The following is a 20,530-nucleotide window of genomic DNA, read 5'->3' as shown; positions in this document are numbered from 1 at the left end:
GATCACAATGTTGATTGGAGTGGAAGGCGCGAGACTCCTGCGGGAGCAGCGGGACAGGTGAGACCCCGCAGGCGCTTTAGCGCCGAGGAGGCTCACCGCCCGCCCCGCGGACCGCTCGCGCCTGGAACGGAAATCAACATTCACTTTTAACACAGCCAAGAAATAAAAAGCGAGAGGTTGGGACAAGTCTTTTGACAGACAAAATCCAGCCTCTTTTAATTAGTAAGAGGTGAAAAAAATGATAAAAGCTGCCTACCTTCATATTCCATTTTGTGAACATATTTGCCATTATTGCGATTTTAATAAAGTATTTCTAAAAGGCCAGCCTGTAGATGACTATTTACAAGCGCTAGACCAGGAAATGAAGATGACTCTCAGCCACTATCCAACAAATCAGCTTGAAACCATATTTGTCGGCGGCGGTACACCGACTTCTTTAAATGAGCAGCAGCTTGAGCGGTTTTGTGAAAGCATTAACCGAAATTTACCTAAATCTGAGAACCTGGAATTCACTTTTGAAGCAAATCCTGGTGATTTATCAACGGATAAATTGCAAATATTAAAAGATGCAGGTGTAAACCGAATCAGCCTCGGGGTCCAAACTTTTAACGACGAATTATTAAAAAAAATCGGCCGGGTCCATCGGGCAAAGGATGTCTATCAAACAATTGAACGAGCAAAAGCGATAGGCTTTGAAAATATAAGTATTGACCTCATTTTTAGTTTGCCGACGCAAACGGTAACCGACTTCAAGGAATCATTAGCTGAGGCGTTTACATTAGATATTACGCATTATTCTGCCTACTCGTTAATCATCGAACCAAAGACAGTTTTTTATAACTTGCTAAAGAAAGGCAAACTGCCGACACCTGGTGAGGATATAGAAGCGCAAATGTATGAAATGTTAATGGGAGAAATGGAAAAAAACAGCTTCAGTCAGTATGAAATAAGCAATTTTTCCAAGCCGGGATTTGAGAGCAGGCATAACTTAACATACTGGAATAACGAATACTATTATGGTTTCGGCGCAGGTGCCCATAGTTATGTGAATGGCAATAGACGATCAAATTCAGGACCATTGAAAAAATATATCGACCAAATTAAAGGCGGGGTGCTCCCTGTTTTTGAAGATCATCAGGTAACGAAAGCGGAACAAATGGAAGAAGAAATGTTCCTTGGCTTACGTAAAACAGAAGGGGTTTCAATTTCTCATTTCACTGAAAAATTTGATGTCGACCCACTCAAATTATTTGAAAAAGAAATCGCCGATTTAGTTGCTAAACAATGGATAGATGTAAAGAGCAATCATATATTTTTAACGAAAAAGGGCCGTTTTTTAGGCAATGAAGTTTTTCAATCCTTTTTAGTAGGATGAAATTATTGACACCATCCCCCCTTTTTTGATAATTTATTAGTATAATTAGCACTCGGCAACTAGGAGTGCTAACAGAGGTGATGAATGTTGTTAACAGATCGTCAATTGTTAATTCTTCAGGTAATTGTTGATGACTTTATTCGATCTGCCCAACCAGTCGGCTCAAGAAGCTTGTCGAAAAAGGAGGAAATCTCCTTCAGTTCAGCAACAATTCGCAATGAAATGTCCGACCTTGAAGAATTGGGGTTTATTGAAAAGACGCATACCTCTTCAGGGCGTGTTCCATCTGAAAAAGGGTATAGGTATTATGTGGATCATTTATTATCGCCTCAGGTTTTAAATCAGAAGGATGTTTCCATCATTCAATCCATTTTTGCTGAGAAAATTTTTGAGTTCGAAAAAATTATTCAAAGGTCAGCGAAGATTTTATCCGATTTAACTAATTATACTTCGATCGTCCTAGGACCGGCCGTAAGTATTAATAAGTTAAAAAGAATCCAAATTATTCCGTTAAACAAAGAAACCGCAGTAGCCATTTTTGTTACGGACACAGGTCATGTCGAAAATCGAACGTTTTCGATACCTGCTTCGGTGGATGCCGGTGATTTGGAAAAGACGGTCAATATTTTAAATGACCGTTTAGCAGGAGTACCTCTCGATGATTTAAACGATAAGATTTACAAGGAAGTCGCGATGCTCTTAAGGCAGCATATCCATAATTATGATTTAATGCTCCATACGATTGCCGATTCCTTGAAAATGCCAATCCATGAAAAGCTCTTTTTTGGCGGAAAAACTAATATGTTAAGTCAGCCGGAATTTCATGACATTTCAAAAATTCGCAGTCTATTAATGATGATTGACCAAGAAGATTGGATTTATAATTTAATTAGAAAAAATTCAGCAGGCATTCATGTGAAAATTGGCCGGGAAAATAATAATAGTGCGATGGAAAATTGCAGCTTAATTACCGCTACGTATTCGGCTGGTCAAGAAAAATTGGGTACGATAGCCATCCTTGGGCCAATAAGAATGGAATATTCACGTGTCATCAGCTTGCTGCAATTCTTAAGCAAGGATTTAACAGAAGTGTTAACCAAGCTGTATCAAAATAATTAACACGGGTAATATTGAGTAAGGGTGAAATACTTGCTTAATTTACCCCCTTTTCCATGGGAATCTTAATATTAAACCTAACGCTTTGAGGGAGGTGAGTAAGTTGACAATTGAGAAAAATAATACCATTAATGAAGATGTAGAAACTGAAAGTACTGAGAATGTTGAACTTACTGAAGAAAAAACAGCTGAGCCTGTTTTTGACGAGAATGAAACAACAGCACAGACTATTGTTGATCCCGTCGAAGAACAGCTCAAAGAAATTCAACAGCTGCAGGGGAAGTTAGAGGAAGCAGAAAATCGTTACCTAAGACTTCAAGCAGATTTTGATAATTTCCGTCGCCGAACTAGATTGGATCAAGAGGCTGGCGAAAAATATAGAGCTCAAAACCTAATAACGGATTTATTGCCTGCATTAGACAATTTTGAAAGGGCAATGAATTTGGAAGCAGACAATGAACAAACAAAGTCAGTGCTGCAAGGCATGGACATGGTTTACCGCAATTTGTTAGATGCCCTAAAAAAAGAAGGCGTAGAGCAGATTGAAGCGGTTGGAAAAGAGTTTGATCCTCATCAGCACCAAGCCGTGATGCAAGGAGAAGATGAGAATTTTGGCTCCAACATTGTCACTGATGAATTTCAAAAAGGGTATATATTAAAGGATCGGGTCATTCGCCCATCCATGGTTAAAGTAAATCAATAATTCTACATATTTTTTTAGGAGGTAAAGGCTATGAGTAAAATAATCGGTATTGACTTAGGTACAACAAACTCATGTGTGTCAGTGCTTGAGGGCGGAGAACCAAAAGTAATTCCTAATCCAGAAGGCAATCGCACAACTCCGTCGGTTATTGCGTTTAAAAATGGGGAGCGTCAAGTTGGGGAAGTGGCAAAACGCCAAGCCATTACAAACCCGAATACAATCATGTCCATCAAACGTCATATGGGCACAAGTTTTAAACAAGAAATTGAAGGCAAGAACTATACACCACAGGAATTATCTGCCATCATTCTTCAATATTTAAAATCATATGCTGAAGATTATCTCGGTGAGCCAGTAACAAAGGCTGTTATTACGGTACCAGCTTATTTTAATGATGCAGAACGTCAAGCTACAAAAGACGCTGGAAAAATTGCCGGTCTTGAAGTAGAGCGGATTATCAATGAACCAACTGCTGCAGCACTTGCATACGGTTTAGATAAAACCGATCAAGACCACACGATTCTGGTTTATGACCTTGGCGGCGGTACATTTGACGTATCGATCCTTGAACTAGGGGACGGCGTTTTCCAAGTAAAATCAACTGCCGGTGATAATCGTCTTGGCGGCGATGATTTTGACCAAGTCATCATTGATTACTTAGTGGAACAATTTAAAAAAGAAAATGGGATTGACCTTTCTAAAGATAAAATGGCGTTACAACGTCTCAAGGATGCCGCTGAAAAGGCGAAAAAAGATTTGTCCGGTGTGTCATCAACCCAAATTTCGCTTCCATTTATCACAGCGGGAGCAGCTGGACCGCTTCATCTTGAAGTTTCCTTGTCTAGAGCAAAATTTGATGAAATTTCCGCTCATTTAGTCGAACGGACGATGGGCCCGACTCGTCAAGCTCTTAGCGATGCCGGCATGTCACCATCACAAATTGATAAGGTTATCCTTGTTGGTGGATCAACACGAATCCCTGCTGTCCAAGAAGCAATCAAAAAAGCAACTGGACAAGAGCCTCACCGCGGTGTAAACCCGGACGAAGTAGTGGCAATGGGTGCTGCGATTCAAGGCGGCGTTATCACAGGTGATGTTAAGGATGTTGTTTTACTTGACGTTACACCGCTTTCCCTTGGAATTGAAACAATGGGCGGCGTATTTACGAAGTTAATTGACCGTAATACAACAATCCCTACATCAAAATCACAAGTATTCTCAACGGCTGCAGACAGTCAAACTGCTGTTGACATCCATGTGCTTCAAGGGGAACGTCCAATGGCGGCCAACAACAAAACTTTAGGTCGTTTCCAATTATCTGATATTCCACCAGCACCACGGGGAATTCCGCAAATCGAAGTTAACTTTGATATTGATAAAAACGGTATTGTCAACGTCCGTGCTAAAGATTTAGGTACGAATAAAGAGCAGCAAATTACAATTAAGTCTTCTACCGGTCTTTCTGATGAAGAGATTCAAAAAATGGTCAGAGAAGCGGAAGAAAATGCTGAAGCTGACAAGAAGCATAAAGAAGAAGTAGAGCTGCGTAATGAAGCGGATCAGCTTGTGTTTACAACTGAAAAAACATTAAAAGACCTTGAAGGTAAGGTTGACGCAGACGAAGTTGCAAAGGCAAATGAAGCAAAAGATGCATTAAAAGAAGCCATTGAGAAAAATGATCTTGAAGAAATCCGCGCTAAAAAGGATGCATTGCAAGAAATCGTTCAAGCTTTGACTGTTAAGCTATATGAGCAAGCGGCACAGCAGGCACAAGCACAGCAAGGCGGCCAAGAGGGCGGCGCTAATGCTGGTGCCCAAGATGACAATGTTGTTGATGCGGAATTTGAGGAAGTAAAAGACGACAAATAAGACATAAAAGCGGGCGCGCTTCGGCGTTGAAGCTAGACAGTTATCGATGTTAAAAGTCAACGGAAAAGTCAAAGTCAGAACTAAGGGCTTTGGCTTTTTTGTTGCTTTACCCTTCTAATGGGTGTTAAAATAATCTTTATGTGACAGATTCGGGAGTGGGTAATCATGAGTAAACGTGACTACTATGAGGTGCTTGGGATTACTAAGAGCGCTTCAAAGGATGAAATAAAAAAAGCCTATCGAAAACTTTCTAAACAATATCATCCAGATATTAATAAAGAGCCAGATGCGGCAGATAAATTCAAGGAAATTACAGAAGCATATGAAGTGTTAAGCGATGATCAAAAGAAGGCCCATTATGACCAATTTGGCCATACCGATCCAAACCAAGGCTTTGGCGGCGGCGGAGATTTTGGCGGCGGCTTTAGTGGTTTTGAGGATATCTTTAATACCTTTTTTGGCGGTGGCGGCGGCGGTTCGAGACGACGTGATCCAAATGCGCCAAGGCAGGGTGCAGACCTTCAATACACGATGACAGTTTCATTTGAAGAAGCAGCGTTTGGCAAAGAAACAGATATTGAAATTCCACGCGAAGAAACATGCGAAACCTGCAGCGGATCTGGAGCCAAGCCAGGAACAAAACCAGAGACTTGTCAGCACTGCCATGGAACCGGACAATTAAACGTAGAACAAAATACCCCATTTGGCAGGATTGTTAATCGTCGTACTTGTCATCACTGTAATGGTACGGGGAAAGAAATTAAACAAAAATGTTCCACTTGCGGCGGCGCTGGTAAAGTGAAAAAGCGCAAGAAGATACACGTCAAGATTCCTGCTGGGATTGATGATGGGCAGCAGCTTCGCATGGCAGGTCAAGGAGAAGCGGGAACAAACGGCGGTCCAGCTGGTGACCTTTATGTTGTTTTCCAAGTACGTTCTCATGAGTTTTTTGAACGAGATGGCGATGATATTTATTGTGAAATGCCTATCACATTTGTTCAAGCATCCTTGGGTGACGAAATCGAAGTGCCGACACTTCATGGAAAAGTGAAGCTAAAAATCCCAGCCGGAACACAAACGGGTAAAAAGTTCCGTTTGAAAGGGAAAGGTGTTCCTAATGTCCGCGGATATGGTGTGGGTGATCAGTATATTCTCGTTCGCATTATTACCCCCACAAAGCTTTCAGATAAACAAAAGCAGCTTCTAAAAGAATTCGCAGAGCTAAGCGGATCTTCGCCAATTGGTGACCATGAAGAAAGTTTTTTCTCAAAAGTAAAACGTGCCTTTAAAAGCGAGTAAGGATTGGAGTTGGTAAGATGAAATGGTCCGAAATCAGTATTCACACAACAAATGAGGCAATTGAACCAATTTCTCATATTTTGCATGAAGCTGGAGCGAGCGGTGTAGTTATTGAAGATCCTTTTGAGCTGACAAAGGAAAGGGAAGATCAATTCGGAGAAATTTACCAACTTAATCCAGATGATTACCCGCAAGAAGGAGTTATTGTTAAAGCCTACCTGCAAGTCAACAGCTTCCTGGGTGAAACGGTAGATGCCATAAAGGAGTCCATCAATAATTTAATTATTTATGATATTGATATCGGCAAAAACCAAGTAACCATCAGCGAAGTAAACGAAGAAGAGTGGGCAACAGCTTGGAAGAAATACTATAATCCTGTGAAAATTTCTGAAAAATTCACGATTGTACCGACTTGGGAGATTTATGAGCCTGTCAGCAGCGATGAATTAATTATCGAATTAGACCCTGGTATGGCGTTTGGAACGGGAACACACCCAACAACAGTGATGTGTATTCAAGCCCTGGAAAGAACTGTCCGTCCGGGTGACAGGGTTATTGATGTCGGTACGGGGTCCGGCGTATTGAGCATTGCTGCAGCACAGCTTGGTGCAGAAGATGTTAGGGCCTATGACCTTGATGAGGTTGCGGTAACCACGGCGAAACTCAATATCAAGCTTAATAAAGTAAGTGATAATGTTTCGATTTCCCAGAACAACCTTTTAGATGGTGTCGAGGAAAACTCTGCCGATGTGGTAGTTGCTAATATACTTGCCGAAGTTATTTTACGGTTTACGGACGATGTTGCCCGAGTTGTGAAGCCAGATGGTTCTTTCATTGCGTCGGGAATTATCCAGCAGAAGAAAGACCAGGTTAAAGATGCACTTGTTACTGCTGGTTTTAATATAACCGAAACGATTTTAATGGAAGACTGGGTTGCCATTATTGCCAAAAGGAAATAATGATGGAATAAAGGGGGAGAATCCCCTTTTTTTCATTCCAATATAATATTTTTTTTAGTAAAATAAAGAGTAAAATGTTAGAGAGGGTGCAAAAGTGTGCAACGCTACTTTGTTAAACACCGAGCAAATGATGATAGTTTTTTCATTGATGAAGAAGACCGTCATCATATCGTCAAGGTTATGCGGATGCAAATTGGCGATCAAATCATTTGTGTTGACCCAGAAGGGAAACAGGCCATATGCAGGCTTGCAGAAATTACCGATGAAAGTGTCGTTGCAGACGTTGTACAATGGAAAGAAGAGGTTTCAGAACTTCCAATTTCAATTACAATTGCCAGCGGGCTGCCTAAAGGGGACAAGCTCGAATGGATTATCCAAAAAGGATCGGAACTTGGGGCACATCAGTTTCTTCCCTTTTCTGCAGCTCGCTCAGTCGTAAAATGGGATGAAAAAAAGGCAGCGAAGAAAATAGAGAGATGGCAAAAAATTGCTAAAGAAGCTGCTGAACAATCCCATCGGACTATGATGCCAGAAATCATGAGCCCGATGAATTTTAAAGCTTTAATGGGGAAAAGTAGTGATTTTGATTTTAAATTAGCTGCCTTTGAGGATGAGAGTAGAAATGGAGAAATATCCGTTTTTTCTTCGACCCTCAAACAAATGAAGAAAGGTCAGTCATTGCTTTTGGTTTTTGGGCCTGAAGGCGGCTTAGCGGACGAAGAGGTCAAGCTATTAAAGGAAAATGGTTTTGATCTATGCGGGTTAGGCCCGCGGATTTTAAGAACGGAAACGGCCCCGCTCTATGCACTTTCGGCCATTTCCTATCATTTTGAACTTTTGAGGTGAGGATACAATGGCAACAGTTGCGTTTCATACTCTTGGATGCAAAGTGAATCATTATGAAACTGAAGCTATCTGGCAGTTGTTTAAACAAGAAGGCTACGATCGGGTTGAGTTTGAGACAATTTCCGACGTTTATATTATTAATACCTGTACAGTAACAAATACTGGCGATAAAAAAAGCCGTCAGGTTATCCGGCGTGCAGTCAGGAAGAATCCCGATGCGGTCATCTGTGTTACTGGCTGTTATGCGCAAACATCGCCTGCCGAAATCATGGCAATTCCTGGTGTTGATATTGTTGTCGGTACACAGGACCGTGTGAAAATGCTTGACTATATCGAACAATATAAGCTTGAGCGCCAGCCAATCAATGGTGTCGGCAATATCATGAAAAATCGTGTTTATGAGGAGCTTGATGTTCCCTCGTTTACAGACAGAACACGTGCGTCATTAAAAATCCAAGAAGGATGTAACAATTTTTGTACCTTCTGCATCATTCCATGGGCCCGCGGTTTAATGAGATCCCGTGATCCGAAGGAAGTAATTCGCCAAGCCCAGCAGCTTGTGGATGCTGGCTACAAAGAAATCGTGTTAACAGGTATTCATACCGGCGGTTACGGTGAAGACATGAAGGATTATAATCTTGCCATGCTCCTTCGTGATTTAGAAGCAGGTGTAAACGGGCTTGAACGTCTCCGGATTTCATCGATTGAAGCGAGTCAGATTTCCGATGAAGTGATTGAAGTTATTAGACATTCGAATATTGTTGTCCGTCACTTGCATATCCCATTGCAATCCGGTTCCAATACCGTTTTAAAAAGAATGCGCCGTAAATATACGATGGAATTCTTCGGGGAGAGACTAGAGCGTCTGAAAGAAGTGCTTCCAGGTCTTGCTGTTACTTCCGATGTGATAGTTGGATTCCCTGGCGAAACCGAAGAAGAATTTATGGAAACGTATAATTTTATTAAAGAACATAAATTCTCTGAGCTCCATGTTTTCCCGTATTCAAAGCGTACAGGCACACCAGCTGCCCGGATGGAAGATCAAGTAGATGAAGAAGTGAAAAATGAACGGGTTCACCGTTTAATTTCCCTTTCTGATCAGCTGGCAAAGGAATACGCTTCACTTTTTGAAGACGAAGTATTAGAAGTAATTCCAGAAGAGTCATTTAACGAAGAAGGAAAATCTGGTTTGTTTGTCGGATATACAGATAATTACTTGAAAGTAGTTTTCCCAGCAACGGAAGAGATGATTGGTAAAATTGTTAAAGTGAAAATTACCAAGGCCGGTTACCCATACAATGAAGGCCAATTTGTTCGTGTTGTTGAAGATACATCATTGGTTAAAGAAGAAGTTTTTAATAAAGAGGAAGCGGCTATTTAAGGAAAGAGGACCTATCATGGGTCCTCTTTTTTGTATTAGGGTTGGTTTAATTGTGGGAAAAATTGTCTAATTAGCCAAAACACCTAAAAAAATAGCCAAATGCCTTGGGAAAGTAGCCAAAACACTCAAGAAAGTAGCCAAAACACATGAAAAAATAGCCAAAACACCTCGAAAAATAGCCAAAACCTTTTCAGCTCCTAAAAACCTAGGATAATTTGGTCAAACCACATGAATTTACTATAGGTTTCTAATGTATTTCAGGGAAACTTAAAGTAAGTGGCAACAATCGATCCAAAAATTCAAATTCACCTTATGATCGAAGGGAGCATGAAATAGATGGCTACTAAAACAAATGTTGCTGCAATGATTGATCACACATTACTAAAGCCGGAGTCAACAAAAGAACAAATCGAAACTCTCTGTCAAGAAGCAAGGGAGAATAAATTCTTTTCCGTATGTATTAACCCAACTTGGGTCAGAACGGCAAAGGAATTATTACAGGGCAGCGATGTCAAGGTTTGTACGGTAATTGGCTTCCCTTTAGGTGCGACAACTTCTGAAACAAAAGCATTTGAAACGACAAATGCAATTGAACATGGTGCTGATGAAGTTGACATGGTCATTAATATTGGGGCACTTAAGGATCACAATGATGAATTGGTGGAGCGCGATATCCGGGCTGTAGTCGAAGCAGCCAAGGGAAAGGCATTAACGAAGGTGATTATTGAAACAAGTCTTTTGACGAAGGAAGAAAAAATTCGCGCCTGTGAGCTTTCTGTTAAAGCAGGTGCAGATTATGTAAAAACTTCTACCGGGTTTTCAACAGGAGGGGCAACTTTTGAAGACATTGCCCTCATGAGGAAAACGGTTGGACCTGATATCGGTGTCAAAGCTTCCGGTGGCGTACGAAGCACAGAAGACGCTCAAAAAATGATTGAGGCAGGAGCGACGAGGATTGGAGCAAGTTCAAGTGTCGCAATCATAAATGGGATGCTAGTGACTTCAGATTACTAAAAAGGATTTAGTGTGATAGTATCCGTAAAGTTAGAAAAATCCATTCCCGCACACCCTGGAAAGGCCTCAGTACCGATTAACAAAGAAAAGACAGCAATCAATTTTGCTGTCTTTTTACGATACAGGCCGTTTAGGCCGCCGATCGTGAAAAAATAAAATCATCTCACCAAACCTTGTCGCAAACGGTAAAACAAGCAGGGAAGTGGCAACATTAAAGATCACACTAATATGCGCTAATTGTACATCCCTTTTACTCGCAAGTAATGCCGCGTTTTCAGTGAGCATCGGGATCAGTGGAATAAACAGCAAGACTCCGAATACATTTAACCAAACGTGGGCAAAGGCTGCCAGGCGGGATTCCTTGCCGCCGCCAATCGATGCGATAACCGCCGTAATACAGGTGCCGATATTAGCTCCAAGCACAATCGCGATGCCGGCATCCAGCTGCAGCAGCCCGGCAGTTAGAAAACCCATCGCAATCCCAGTCATCGCCGTGCTTGATTGAATGATCGCCGTAATCACTGTCCCTGTTAATAAGCTTAATAAAATATTATCATTAATCGATAAAATAAATTTATGGATAAAGTCCATTGTGGTTAACGGCTCCGCTAATAATTCGAAACCTTTCATCGCCGTGAAAACAGAGGCGATTCCAAACAAAAGCATGCCAATACTTCTAGCCTTTTTATTTTTAAATAAAATAAGAAATGCGCCACTAATGGCAAGGGGAACTAGCACCGCATCCAAATCGAAGGTAATTAGTTCTGTTTTAAAAGTAGTGCCAATATTGGTGCCGAGAATAATGCCGATTGACTGAGGAAAGGTCATAATTCTAGCGGAAATTAAGCCAATGGTAATGACCATGACAGCAGTGCTGCTTTGCAGGAGAGCAGTGATAAACGTTCCGGTTAGCATACCTTTTAATGGTGTACGAGTTAGTTTAATCAGCCATGACTTCAATTTATTCGCAGACAAATTGAATAACCCAAACCTGATAATCGTCATCCCAAAAATAAATAATAAAATACAAAGAAGAAATAATAGTATGTATAGCATGTCTTAGGCCCCCTCCCCTTCATTCTATGGTCAAATGGTGCAGGGCATGCCACTTTTTCAGACAAGCTCTTCTAAAATTTGCATAAAAAAATGAAAAGCTCGTTCTAACACAGAGAATTTCAGTTGACCTTGTTTCAAGGTTATATTATAATTGCAAGGTACATGGATTGAATGTTAGTGTGTTGTGTTTCGGAGGGAGGGAAAGAGAATGTCTAAAACCGTCGTTCGTAAAAACGAATCGCTTGAAGATGCTCTTCGTCGCTTCAAACGTACAGTATCAAAAACTGGTACTTTGCAAGAGGCAAGAAAGCGCGAATTCTATGAAAAGCCAAGTGTAAAACGTAAGAAAAAGTCTGAAGCTGCTAGAAAACGTAAGTTTTAAGAGAGGGTGTAATATATGAGTCTTCTCGAGCGTTTAAATGATGATATGAAACAAGCGATGAAAAACAAGGAAAAAGACAGACTCTCCGTCATTCGGATGGTGAAAGCTTCGTTGCAAAATGAAGCCATCAGGCTCGGAACAAAAGAGCTTTCCGAGGATACAGAGCTAACAATCCTTTCTCGCGAAGTAAAACAACGCAAAGACTCCCTCCATGAATTTGATAAGGCTGGTCGTCAAGATCTAGTTGATAAGTTGCATACAGAGCTGGCAATCGTCGAACTGTATTTACCGAAACAGCTTTCTGAAGCTGAATTATCAGAGATTGTAAAAGAAACAATTTCTGAAGTCGGTGCAAAATCAAAAGCGGAAATGGGAAAAGTGATGGCTGCTATTATGCCCAAAGTTAAGGGAAAAGCAGACGGGTCACTTGTAAATAAATTTGTACAACAACACCTTTCATAGTATTCTGACACTGAGACCGCAGGCTAACAAGTCTGCGGTCTTTTAACATTAATAAATCTAATGAAACTTTCTTCGAGTTCAAACGTATTAAAAACAGTCAGTTGAAAAAAGAAAAAAAGGGGGGGACACCTGATGATTGAATTTCTTACTGACCCGATTGTTGTAACCGTTCTCTTAACGATTGCTGGGGTCGGCATCGTCATGGAACTTTTTTCATCTAAGTTTGGTATAGCTGGATTCATCGGGATCTTTGCATTAATACTATTCTTTTATGGCCATTTTCAAGCTGGACTTGCAGGATGGGGCGCATTAGTATTATTTGTGGCAGGAATTCTTCTAATTTTTTTAGAGTTCTTTTTGCCAGGGGCGATTGCGGGAACACTTGGTGTTGCTGCGTTAATTTTAAGCCTTTTTTTATCAGGGGAAGATGCCTTGCAAATGGGGGTATCCATCTTAATTGCCATCATCATTTCTATCGTCGTTTTCTTTAGTATGATTAAGGTTTTTGACAAAAAGCTGGTTCTGTTTAGTAAAATGGTTTTGTTTGATTCAGCTAAGAATGAGGATGGATATGTTTCTAATATTAACCGGACAGACCTTTTGGGGAAGACAGGGACGGCATTAACGGTTTTAAGGCCGGCTGGGACGGTTATTATTAATCATGAACGAATCGATGTGGTCAGTGAAGGCGGCTTTATTGAACAGGATGCCAGAGTTAAAGTCATTAAAGTTGAAGGAGCCCGCATTGTTGTTAGAGAAGTGAAATAGTTGAAGGAGGGTTTAATAATATGCAAATTAATGATGGAACCATTTTTATTCTTGCTGTTGTCGTCGTTGCTTTAATTCTTTTTGGTATTCTATTATCCTTTGTACCAGTCATGCTCTGGATTTCAGCACTTGCTGCCGGAGTACGCATCAGTATTTTTACATTAGTAGGGATGAGACTTAGAAGGGTAACGCCAAGCAGGGTCGTTAATCCGTTGATTAAAGCCCATAAAGCCGGTATCAATGTCACGATCAATCAGCTTGAAAGCCATTACCTTGCCGGCGGGAATGTCGATAGGGTAGTAAATGCTTTGATTGCCGCACACCGTGCCAATATCGAACTATCGTTTGAACGCTGTGCAGCCATCGATCTTGCCGGCCGTGACGTGTTAGAAGCGGTACAAATGAGTGTTAACCCAAAAGTAATCGAAACCCCGTTTATTGCGGGTGTAGCGATGAACGGGATTGAGGTTAAAGCGAAGGCGAGAATTACCGTTCGTGCCAATATCGAGCGCCTCGTCGGTGGTGCCGGTGAAGAAACTGTTGTTGCCCGTGTTGGTGAAGGGGTCGTTTCTACCATCGGTTCATCGGATAGTCATAGTAAAGTCCTTGAGAATCCAGATTTAATCTCACAAACGGTCCTTGCCAAAGGGCTTGATGCGGGTACAGCATTTGAAATTCTCTCGATTGATATCGCGGACGTTGATATCGGTAAAAACATTGGTGCAGAGCTGCAAACAGAACAGGCTGAAGCAGATAAGAAGATTGCGCAGGCGAAAGCGGAAGAGCGCCGGGCAATGGCTGTTGCTTCTGAACAAGAGATGAAGGCGAAAGTACAGGAAATGAGAGCAAAGGTTGTAGAAGCAGAAGCAGAGGTTCCACTTGCGATGGCTGAAGCACTTAAATCTGGAAATATCGGTGTGATGGATTATATGAACATTAAAAACATTTCCGCTGATACAGATATGCGAGGATCCATCGGGAAGATAACCGGTGAGAAAAAGGACGGCCAGTAAAACCCACTTTGATAAAAAAGGAGGGTAAGAGTTGAATACACTAATAATCATGATTGTTATCGGCATCATCACTTCAATGTTTGGTAAAGCAAAAAATAATCGCGGACAATCCCAAAATAAGCCTACTTCACCCAATGGTATCGGGGAGATCCGCAAACTTTTTCAAGAGCTTACTGATCATGAATTAAGTGAACCGAGCCCAATTAAGGAACCAACAAGAACGAGTCCGGTAATGGTTGAGCAAAAAAAAGCAGCTACGCAAAATCTCGAAAAAGAGTACTTGCAGGTGAGAAAAGAGTCTGAATTCAGTCGAGAGAGAGCAGCCGTGTCTCGACAGCAAAAAGAAATAAGTAAAGAGCATGTTAAGAAGGATAAGCAAGAAGAAGCTGGAACGATTTTTTCTGAATATCCGGATGCTAAGACACTGGTTAATGGAATTGTCTGGTCAGAAATTCTTGGCGAGCCACGTTCAAAAAAACCGTATTTTGCTAAAAGAGGCTAAGCGGGCCATCATTAATCAAATCGAAAAAGATGTGCTAGAACCCCCTTTCATTTCATAATATGAGATGAAAGGGGGTTCTTTTTTTATGGCAAAAAAGTGGGGCCAAAGAGTCCGCAATTGGATGGCTAATAAAATGGATCTTCCTCAGGATGTCATGATGGATCTGCCTCGGATTACGATGATTGGCCAAATCCATATATATATTGAGAACCACCGTGGCCTGCTGGCCTTCACCGATAAAGAGCTGCGCCTGCTATTAAAGCAAGGCCAATTATTGATAAAGGGAAGTTCGTTTGTGATTAAAACGATTTTACCTGAAGAACTCTTGTTAGAAGGAAAAATTGATCAGGTCATTTTTATAACTGATAATCCGGGAGGAAAAGAATGAAGAATCAGTGGATTGAATTTCTTTATGGCAGAGTGACCGTTAAAGTATCTGGGAAGGGAATTGAGCGTTTCTTAAATGTTCTAATAAGGGATGGTATTCATATTTGGAATGTTAAGCGCCATGGAACGGAAACCATTACCTTTATAATGAGGCTTCAAGATGCCAAGAACATTCGACTTTATGCAAGAAAAAGCGAATGTTTAATTACCTTTTTGCGAAGAAGCGGTATCCCTTTTTTATTCAAAAGATTGTTAAAAAATAGCGGTTTTTTGCTAGGCGCAGGTGTTTTCCTGTTCATCATCTTATTTTTATCAAACGTTATTTGGGGAATTGAAATAAAAGGTGCCAAACCCGCGACAGAATACAAAATTCGCAAAGAATTGGACAAGATGGGTGTGAAAATTGGCAAAGTTCAATTCTTTGTTAAAAATGTTGAAGGAATTCAGCGGCAATTAACGAATAACATTGGCGATCTTACTTGGGTTGGTGTGGAGTTAAACGGGACAACCTATCACCTGCAAGTGGTCGAAAAAAATGAGCCCAAAAAGCCAGAGCAATTATCCCCGCAGAATCTTGTTGCGAAAAAGAAGGCCACAATTGTAAACATGTTTGTTGAAACGGGTCAGCCGGTTGTTGAGAGAAATGACCATGTAGAGCCGGGGCAAATCCTTGTTTCCGGAGTGTATGGACAAGAAGGTAATACAGAATTAGTTGCAGCTACGGGGAAGGTTTGGGGGGAAACTTGGTATAGAAGTACCGTTAAGCTCCCGTTAATCACTACTTTTAAGGTATATAACGGTAAAGAAAAGCAAAAACAATCTCTTTTAGTGGGCAGTTGGGAAATCCCTTTTTGGGGCTTTGGAAAGCCGGAGTTTGCAAAATATGAGACAGAAAAGGATGTTCGTAAAATTCACTTTTTAAAGTGGGACTTGCCGATATCCTATGTTCATAAAACACTTCGTGAACGAGAAGAGTTTACTCGTGAATATACAAACGAAGAGGCGGAAAAAGAAGCGCTTAACTTAGCAAAAAAACAAATAAAAAGTCAATTAGATGAAGATGCTATCATCAAAGATGAAAAAATTTTACACAAGTCAACTAAAAATGGTAAAGTTATACTAGATATCCACTTTAAAATAATCGAAAATATAGCAGTCGGACAACCGATATTCAAGGAGACACCTGAATGACAGAGAAATTAACAACGATAAAAGTACAGCTAGAAAATCCAGCTGAGGCGATTACGCTCCTGGGTAATTCTGATCAAAATTTAAAAATAATTGAACAAGAGCTTGATGTCTCCATCATAACAAGAGGGGAATCTGTTAGCCTGTCAGGTGACGAGGAGAAGGTCAGCCTTGCCGGTCAAATTCTTGACAAATTAATGATTGTGATTCGCAAGGGAATTAATATTAGCCAAAGAGACGTCCTCTATGCGGTGCAAATGGCGAATAAGGGAACACTTGATTACTTTGTCAATTTGTATGATGAGGAAATCGGCAAAAATGTCAAAGGCAAAACCATTCGGATTAAAACCCTTGGACAAAGGCAATATGTTATGGCGATTAAAAAGCATGACCTTGTCTTTGGAATTGGACCGGCGGGAACGGGGAAAACCTATCTAGCCGTGGTTATGGCTGTGGGTGCGCTAAAAAATGGTCAAGTAAATAAAATTATCTTAACAAGGCCGGCTGTTGAAGCGGGAGAAAGTCTTGGGTTTTTGCCCGGAGACTTGAAAGAGAAGGTGGATCCTTATTTAAGGCCCCTGTATGACGCTTTAAACGACGTTTTGGGCGTCGAACATACACAGCGGCTAATTGAACGGGGAACGATTGAAATTGCTCCTCTAGCGTATATGAGAGGCCGTACATTAGATGATGCCTTTGTTATTTTAGATGAGGCCCAAAATACTACACATGCCCAAATGAAAATGTTTTTGACAAGACTAGGCTTCGGGTCGAAAATGATTATTACTGGCGACAAAACACAAATTGATTTGCCTAAGGGAGCAAAATCCGGCTTAATCGCAGCGGAAGAAATTTTACAAAATGTAAATGGCCTTTCGTTTATCTTTTTAGAACAAAGCGATGTTGTCCGTCATCCGCTTGTAGGCAGGATTATTGAAGCTTATGAGAAGAAACCGATCTAAAAAAGTCTGGGGTAAACCTGTTTTCATGGTTTACCCCTTTTTCCTTAGCAAAATAATCAATCTTCTTCGTTTAGTGGATGAAACTTGATAGAAAAACTGTTATCATTTTACATAAAGCATACTTTCAGTAATAATATGTTTAATATTCGCTATAAAGTCGGGCCGCGCTTGGGGGGATTTAGTTGGAAAAACTGCATAAACACTTCATACGGATACGAAAGCTGCTCGATATTACCTTTTTTCGAATCCTATTTTTTATTGTATTAGGAGCCGTCCTTTTTACTGCGATGTATAGTCAAGTAAAGCCAGAAAAACTTGATGTAGGCTTGTTTTCAGTTGCTGATCAGACAATCCGTTCCCCGGGGACTGTCGAGGATAAAAAGAGTACGGAAAAAAAACGAAAAGAGGCTCGCGACCAAGTCCAGCCTGTTTATACCTTAAAAAATGAATACACGCAAAACCGAGTTGATTTAATTACTTCGATTTTCTCCGCAACAACGGAGGTCAATGATGAAATAAAAGAAGAAATAAAGAAGCAGGAAGAGCTGGCTACTGTGGAAAAGCCGGCAAAAGGGGAGCCGAGTGTATCAGAAAAAGTGACAAGGCTTAAAGCAAAATTGACATCCGGTGTTTCAAAGGATCTCCCTGGTCAAGTGTTCTCAAGCTTAGTCCAAGCTAGTAACGATGAGTTGTCCATCGCAAAGGACTTGACCGTAACAGCCATCAACAATGTCATGACGAAAAGAATACCTGGAGATGAAGTCGAAAATGCTAAAAAGCGAGTCGAGGAAGAATTAAAATACACATCATTAAATGATAGTTTAGGAACCGCAGCGATTGAACTGGGCAGGTATGCAGTGATTCAGAATGAATTTTATGACCCGGCTGCCACAGAGGATTTGCGACTTCAGGCGGCTGAAAACGTAGAACATGTAAAGATTCTTCAAGGGCAGATAATAGTGGAAGAAGGAAAATTAATTAATCAGGATATTTATCAGCAGTTAAAGCTGGTAGGTCTTCTCAATAACGAAAAATCATTTAAACCATTTATTGGGTTAGTTGTCTTAATTATCATTATTCTTTCGGCAGTCTATTATTATTTTTATCAAATGAAATCTCTTCCCGAGCAGCGGCAAACGTTTTTATTATTGTATGGGATTATTTTTATCCTTTCCATTTTAATTATGAAACTGGTCAGCCTGCTGCAAATATTTAATTATGCAGGAATTGGCTATCTATTCCCTGCCGCGATGGGGGGCATGCTAATCAAGATATTAATTGATGAAAAGCTGGCCATCCTCACGGCGATTATTATGGCAGTTTGCGGCAGTGTTCTTTTCAATGAAGGAGTTACTGGAACCCTTAACTTTTCAGAAGGTATATATATTCTTTTCAGCGCTTTAGCGGGCATCCTGTTTTTGAGCGGACAAAATCATCGCTCGAAAATATTACAAGCGGGCTCCATTGCGTCATTAGTCAATCTTTTGACGATAGTGGCGTTAATGTTTCTGCCAAATGGTCAGTTCTCAGGAATCGAATATGGGTATTATCTTATTACAGCCCTTGTGTCTGGCATTGGCTCCGCTGTGTTAACAATTGGCTTACTTCCTTTCCTAGAGGCTAGTTTTGGGATTCTTTCGACGATGAGGCTGATAGAACTTTCTAATCCAAATCACCCGCTGCTTAGAAAAATTTTAATGGAAGCACCCGGTACCTATCATCATAGTGTAATGGTCGCTAATTTAGCGGAATCTGCGTGTGAGGCAATTGGGGCAAATGGTCTTTTAGCAAGGGTTGGCAGCTACTATCACGACATTGGCAAAACAAAAAGGCCAAACTTTTTTATTGAAAATCAAATGCACCATGATAATCCTCATGACCGCTTGCCGCCAGACAAGAGTTCTCATATTATCCTTGCTCATGTAACAGACGGCTCTGCGATTTTGAAGAATTATCATATGCCTAAAGAAATTATTGATATTGCTGAACAGCATCATGGGACAACATTATTGAAGTTTTTCTACCACAAGGCCCTCCAAAGTGATGCAGAAACAAAGGAAAGCGATTTTCGCTATCCGGGACCAAAGGCACAGACTAAAGAGTCTGCTATTGTTGGCATTGCAGACAGCGTAGAGGCTGCAGTCCGGTCTTTATCACAGCCAACCCCCGAATTAATTGAGTCGCTTGTCAATAAAATTGTCGCTGACCGGCTCCAAGACGGTCAATTAAATGAATGTGATATCACAATTAAGGAAATTGAAACCGTAGCCCATACGTTATGTGAAACATTAAAGGGGATTTTTCACTCTCGGATTGAATATCCAGAAATGACGAAAAAGAAGGTGAAGCAAGCATGACATTACTGATTGATTGTATCGACGAAACCAATGAACTTACAGACGAACAAATGCTTGAAATCGAAAGAATATTAAATTTTGCAGCAAATAAACAAAATGTTGAAATTCATAGCGAAGTTTCGGTCACATTTGTTTCCAATGAGAGAATTCAAGAGATTAACCGGGAATATCGTAAGAAAGATACTCCAACCGATGTTATTTCTTTTGCAATGGAAGAGCTTGGCGAAGGAGAAATTGAAATAACTGGCAGCCAGATACCTCGTGTCCTAGGGGATATTATTATCTCTGTTCCAAAAACAAAAGAGCAGGCAGAGGAGTATGGGCATTCTTTTTTACGTGAGCTCGGGTTTCTAGCGGTTCATGGTTTCCTGCATCTTTTAGGCTATGACCACATGAGCGAGGATGAAGAAAAAGAAATGTTCACTCTGCAAAAGGAAATATTAAATGAGTATGGACTCACAAGATAAACGAAATCCAATCCCTTTCATTAGCTCTTTGTCATTTGCCATATCGGGGGTTAATACAGCGCTTAGAGCAGAAAGAAATATGCGGATTCATTTCATCAGTTCCATCATTGTTTTACTCGTTTCGTTTTATTTTTCGATTACTAAAATAGAGTGGTTATTTATCCTTCTCGCTATTGGCGGCATGTTTGCCTTAGAGCTGGTAAATACCGCTATCGAGCGAGTGGTTGATCTAGTGACGGGGGAATATCATCCGCTTGCAAAACAAGCGAAGGATTTGGCTGCTGGAGCTGTCTTAGTTTATGCTTTCCTCTCGGTGGCAATCGGGATTCTCATTTTTTTCCCTTACGTTCTAAATTTATTTTAGCAACGATTTGAAAAGGGATTGGGAATTCGGTAAAATGACATATCGGCTCAAAATTTTAGG

Annotated in this window: 21 protein-coding genes; 20 read left to right on the top strand and 1 reads right to left on the bottom strand. The window is 40.7% G+C overall.

The genetic code is table 11. The features are described 5' to 3' along the window. Nucleotides 1-238 precede the first annotated feature (238 nt). The 9 genes from hemW to deoC all read left to right on the top strand — a co-directional run bounded on the left by hemW (nt 239) and on the right by deoC (nt 10,562). A complete protein-coding gene (gene hemW, locus ACIQCO_RS12890; protein ID WP_400429035.1) occupies nt 239-1,375 on the top strand; it encodes a radical SAM family heme chaperone HemW in 1,137 nt (378 codons plus the stop codon). Nucleotides 1,376-1,462: 87 nt separating this feature from the next. After that, complete coding sequence (gene hrcA, locus ACIQCO_RS12885) at nt 1,463-2,494, top strand: heat-inducible transcriptional repressor HrcA (RefSeq protein WP_400429289.1); 1,032 nt, start codon at nt 1,463-1,465, stop codon at nt 2,492-2,494. Between the two features lie 100 nt (nt 2,495-2,594). Further along, nucleotides 2,595-3,194: a nucleotide exchange factor GrpE gene (gene grpE / locus ACIQCO_RS12880; protein ID WP_400429033.1), complete on the top strand. Its 600-nt coding sequence runs from the start codon at nt 2,595-2,597 to the stop codon at nt 3,192-3,194. Nucleotides 3,195-3,224: 30 nt separating this feature from the next. Then, nucleotides 3,225-5,063, top strand: a complete 1,839-nt coding sequence (gene dnaK, locus ACIQCO_RS12875; RefSeq protein ID WP_400429031.1) for a molecular chaperone DnaK — start codon at nt 3,225-3,227, stop codon at nt 5,061-5,063. A gap of 165 nt (nt 5,064-5,228) precedes the next feature. Then, entirely contained in the window at nt 5,229-6,362 is a 1,134-nt protein-coding gene (dnaJ, locus tag ACIQCO_RS12870; protein WP_400429030.1) for a molecular chaperone DnaJ, read from the top strand. 17 nt (nt 6,363-6,379) lie between these two features. After that, nucleotides 6,380-7,321, top strand: a complete 942-nt coding sequence (gene prmA, locus ACIQCO_RS12865) for a 50S ribosomal protein L11 methyltransferase (RefSeq protein WP_400429028.1) — start codon at nt 6,380-6,382, stop codon at nt 7,319-7,321. A gap of 96 nt (nt 7,322-7,417) precedes the next feature. Then, the gene (locus ACIQCO_RS12860; RefSeq protein ID WP_400429027.1) at nt 7,418-8,167 is read left to right on the top strand and encodes a 16S rRNA (uracil(1498)-N(3))-methyltransferase; all 750 of its coding nucleotides are present in this window, start codon (nt 7,418-7,420) and stop codon (nt 8,165-8,167) included. 7 nt (nt 8,168-8,174) lie between these two features. Continuing rightward, complete coding sequence (mtaB, locus tag ACIQCO_RS12855; RefSeq protein WP_400429025.1) at nt 8,175-9,548, top strand: tRNA (N(6)-L-threonylcarbamoyladenosine(37)-C(2))-methylthiotransferase MtaB; 1,374 nt, start codon at nt 8,175-8,177, stop codon at nt 9,546-9,548. 336 nt (nt 9,549-9,884) lie between these two features. Next, nucleotides 9,885-10,562: a deoxyribose-phosphate aldolase gene (gene deoC / locus ACIQCO_RS12850; protein ID WP_400429023.1), complete on the top strand. Its 678-nt coding sequence runs from the start codon at nt 9,885-9,887 to the stop codon at nt 10,560-10,562. Nucleotides 10,563-10,676: 114 nt separating this feature from the next. Here the strand turns inward: deoC and ACIQCO_RS12845 are convergent, their stop codons facing one another. Further along, nucleotides 10,677-11,618 carry a Na/Pi symporter gene (locus tag ACIQCO_RS12845; protein WP_400429021.1) on the bottom strand — a complete coding sequence of 314 codons (942 nt, stop codon included), beginning with the start codon at nt 11,616-11,618 and terminating at the stop codon, nt 10,677-10,679. Nucleotides 11,619-11,826: 208 nt separating this feature from the next. On the opposite strand from ACIQCO_RS12845, the gene rpsU reads away from it, so the two are divergent. From rpsU to ACIQCO_RS12790, 11 genes are all read left to right on the top strand, one after another. After that, nucleotides 11,827-12,000, top strand: a complete 174-nt coding sequence (rpsU, locus tag ACIQCO_RS12840) for a 30S ribosomal protein S21 (RefSeq protein ID WP_007087607.1) — start codon at nt 11,827-11,829, stop codon at nt 11,998-12,000. A gap of 15 nt (nt 12,001-12,015) precedes the next feature. Further along, nucleotides 12,016-12,462, top strand: coding sequence for a GatB/YqeY domain-containing protein (locus ACIQCO_RS12835; RefSeq protein ID WP_066090218.1), 447 nt, complete (start codon nt 12,016-12,018; stop codon nt 12,460-12,462). A 132-nt stretch (nt 12,463-12,594) separates the two neighbouring features. Next, a complete protein-coding gene (locus ACIQCO_RS12830; protein WP_400429018.1) occupies nt 12,595-13,230 on the top strand; it encodes an NfeD family protein in 636 nt (211 codons plus the stop codon). Between the two features lie 20 nt (nt 13,231-13,250). Beyond that, nucleotides 13,251-14,243, top strand: a complete 993-nt coding sequence (floA, locus tag ACIQCO_RS12825) for a flotillin-like protein FloA (RefSeq protein WP_400429016.1) — start codon at nt 13,251-13,253, stop codon at nt 14,241-14,243. Between the two features lie 31 nt (nt 14,244-14,274). Further along, a complete protein-coding gene (locus ACIQCO_RS12820; RefSeq protein WP_400429015.1) occupies nt 14,275-14,745 on the top strand; it encodes a hypothetical protein in 471 nt (156 codons plus the stop codon). Between the two features lie 85 nt (nt 14,746-14,830). After that, a complete protein-coding gene (gene yqfC / locus ACIQCO_RS12815) occupies nt 14,831-15,133 on the top strand; it encodes a sporulation protein YqfC (RefSeq protein WP_400429013.1) in 303 nt (100 codons plus the stop codon). After that, nucleotides 15,130-16,323 (top strand): sporulation protein YqfD, encoded by a 1,194-nt coding sequence (yqfD, locus tag ACIQCO_RS12810; RefSeq protein ID WP_400429011.1) that lies wholly within the window; start codon nt 15,130-15,132, stop codon nt 16,321-16,323. The genes yqfC and yqfD overlap by 4 nt, the downstream gene beginning before the upstream one ends. Further along, nucleotides 16,320-17,282, top strand: coding sequence for a PhoH family protein (locus tag ACIQCO_RS12805; RefSeq protein ID WP_400429009.1), 963 nt, complete (start codon nt 16,320-16,322; stop codon nt 17,280-17,282). The genes yqfD and ACIQCO_RS12805 overlap by 4 nt, the downstream gene beginning before the upstream one ends. 182 nt (nt 17,283-17,464) lie before the next feature. After that, entirely contained in the window at nt 17,465-19,639 is a 2,175-nt protein-coding gene (locus ACIQCO_RS12800) for an HD family phosphohydrolase (RefSeq protein ID WP_400429007.1), read from the top strand. Beyond that, nucleotides 19,636-20,106: an rRNA maturation RNase YbeY gene (gene ybeY, locus ACIQCO_RS12795; RefSeq protein WP_400429005.1), complete on the top strand. Its 471-nt coding sequence runs from the start codon at nt 19,636-19,638 to the stop codon at nt 20,104-20,106. The genes ACIQCO_RS12800 and ybeY overlap by 4 nt, the downstream gene beginning before the upstream one ends. Beyond that, nucleotides 20,084-20,470, top strand: coding sequence for a diacylglycerol kinase family protein (locus ACIQCO_RS12790; protein ID WP_400429003.1), 387 nt, complete (start codon nt 20,084-20,086; stop codon nt 20,468-20,470). The genes ybeY and ACIQCO_RS12790 overlap by 23 nt, the downstream gene beginning before the upstream one ends. Nucleotides 20,471-20,530: the final 60 nt, after the last annotated feature.

Origin of the sequence: Neobacillus sp. NPDC093127 (assembly GCF_044754175.1) — a bacterium.
Taxonomy (GTDB): domain Bacteria; phylum Bacillota; class Bacilli; order Bacillales; family Cytobacillaceae; genus Neobacillus.
The sequence above is the reverse complement of the archived record's forward strand: the minus strand, read 5'-3'. Positions and strand labels throughout refer to the sequence as shown.

What these genes read in the sequence shown, in the direction of transcription:
- yqfD (WP_400429011.1), top strand. Translation starts at nt 15,130, where the DNA reads ATGAAGAATCAGTGGATTGAATTTCTTTATGGCAGAGTGACCGTTAAA.
- yqfC (WP_400429013.1), top strand. Translation starts at nt 14,831, where the DNA reads ATGGCAAAAAAGTGGGGCCAAAGAGTCCGCAATTGGATGGCTAATAAA.
- ACIQCO_RS12830 (WP_400429018.1), top strand. Translation starts at nt 12,595, where the DNA reads ATGATTGAATTTCTTACTGACCCGATTGTTGTAACCGTTCTCTTAACG.
- ybeY (WP_400429005.1), top strand. Translation starts at nt 19,636, where the DNA reads ATGACATTACTGATTGATTGTATCGACGAAACCAATGAACTTACAGAC.
- ACIQCO_RS12805 (WP_400429009.1), top strand. Translation starts at nt 16,320, where the DNA reads ATGACAGAGAAATTAACAACGATAAAAGTACAGCTAGAAAATCCAGCT.
- ACIQCO_RS12790 (WP_400429003.1), top strand. Translation starts at nt 20,084, where the DNA reads ATGAGTATGGACTCACAAGATAAACGAAATCCAATCCCTTTCATTAGC.
- deoC (WP_400429023.1), top strand. Translation starts at nt 9,885, where the DNA reads ATGGCTACTAAAACAAATGTTGCTGCAATGATTGATCACACATTACTA.
- prmA (WP_400429028.1), top strand. Translation starts at nt 6,380, where the DNA reads ATGAAATGGTCCGAAATCAGTATTCACACAACAAATGAGGCAATTGAA.
- ACIQCO_RS12845 (WP_400429021.1), bottom strand. Translation starts at nt 11,618, where the DNA reads ATGCTATACATACTATTATTTCTTCTTTGTATTTTATTATTTATTTTT.
- ACIQCO_RS12835 (WP_066090218.1), top strand. Translation starts at nt 12,016, where the DNA reads ATGAGTCTTCTCGAGCGTTTAAATGATGATATGAAACAAGCGATGAAA.
- dnaK (WP_400429031.1), top strand. Translation starts at nt 3,225, where the DNA reads ATGAGTAAAATAATCGGTATTGACTTAGGTACAACAAACTCATGTGTG.
- floA (WP_400429016.1), top strand. Translation starts at nt 13,251, where the DNA reads ATGCAAATTAATGATGGAACCATTTTTATTCTTGCTGTTGTCGTCGTT.
- rpsU (WP_007087607.1), top strand. Translation starts at nt 11,827, where the DNA reads ATGTCTAAAACCGTCGTTCGTAAAAACGAATCGCTTGAAGATGCTCTT.
- dnaJ (WP_400429030.1), top strand. Translation starts at nt 5,229, where the DNA reads ATGAGTAAACGTGACTACTATGAGGTGCTTGGGATTACTAAGAGCGCT.
- mtaB (WP_400429025.1), top strand. Translation starts at nt 8,175, where the DNA reads ATGGCAACAGTTGCGTTTCATACTCTTGGATGCAAAGTGAATCATTAT.
- hemW (WP_400429035.1), top strand. Translation starts at nt 239, where the DNA reads ATGATAAAAGCTGCCTACCTTCATATTCCATTTTGTGAACATATTTGC.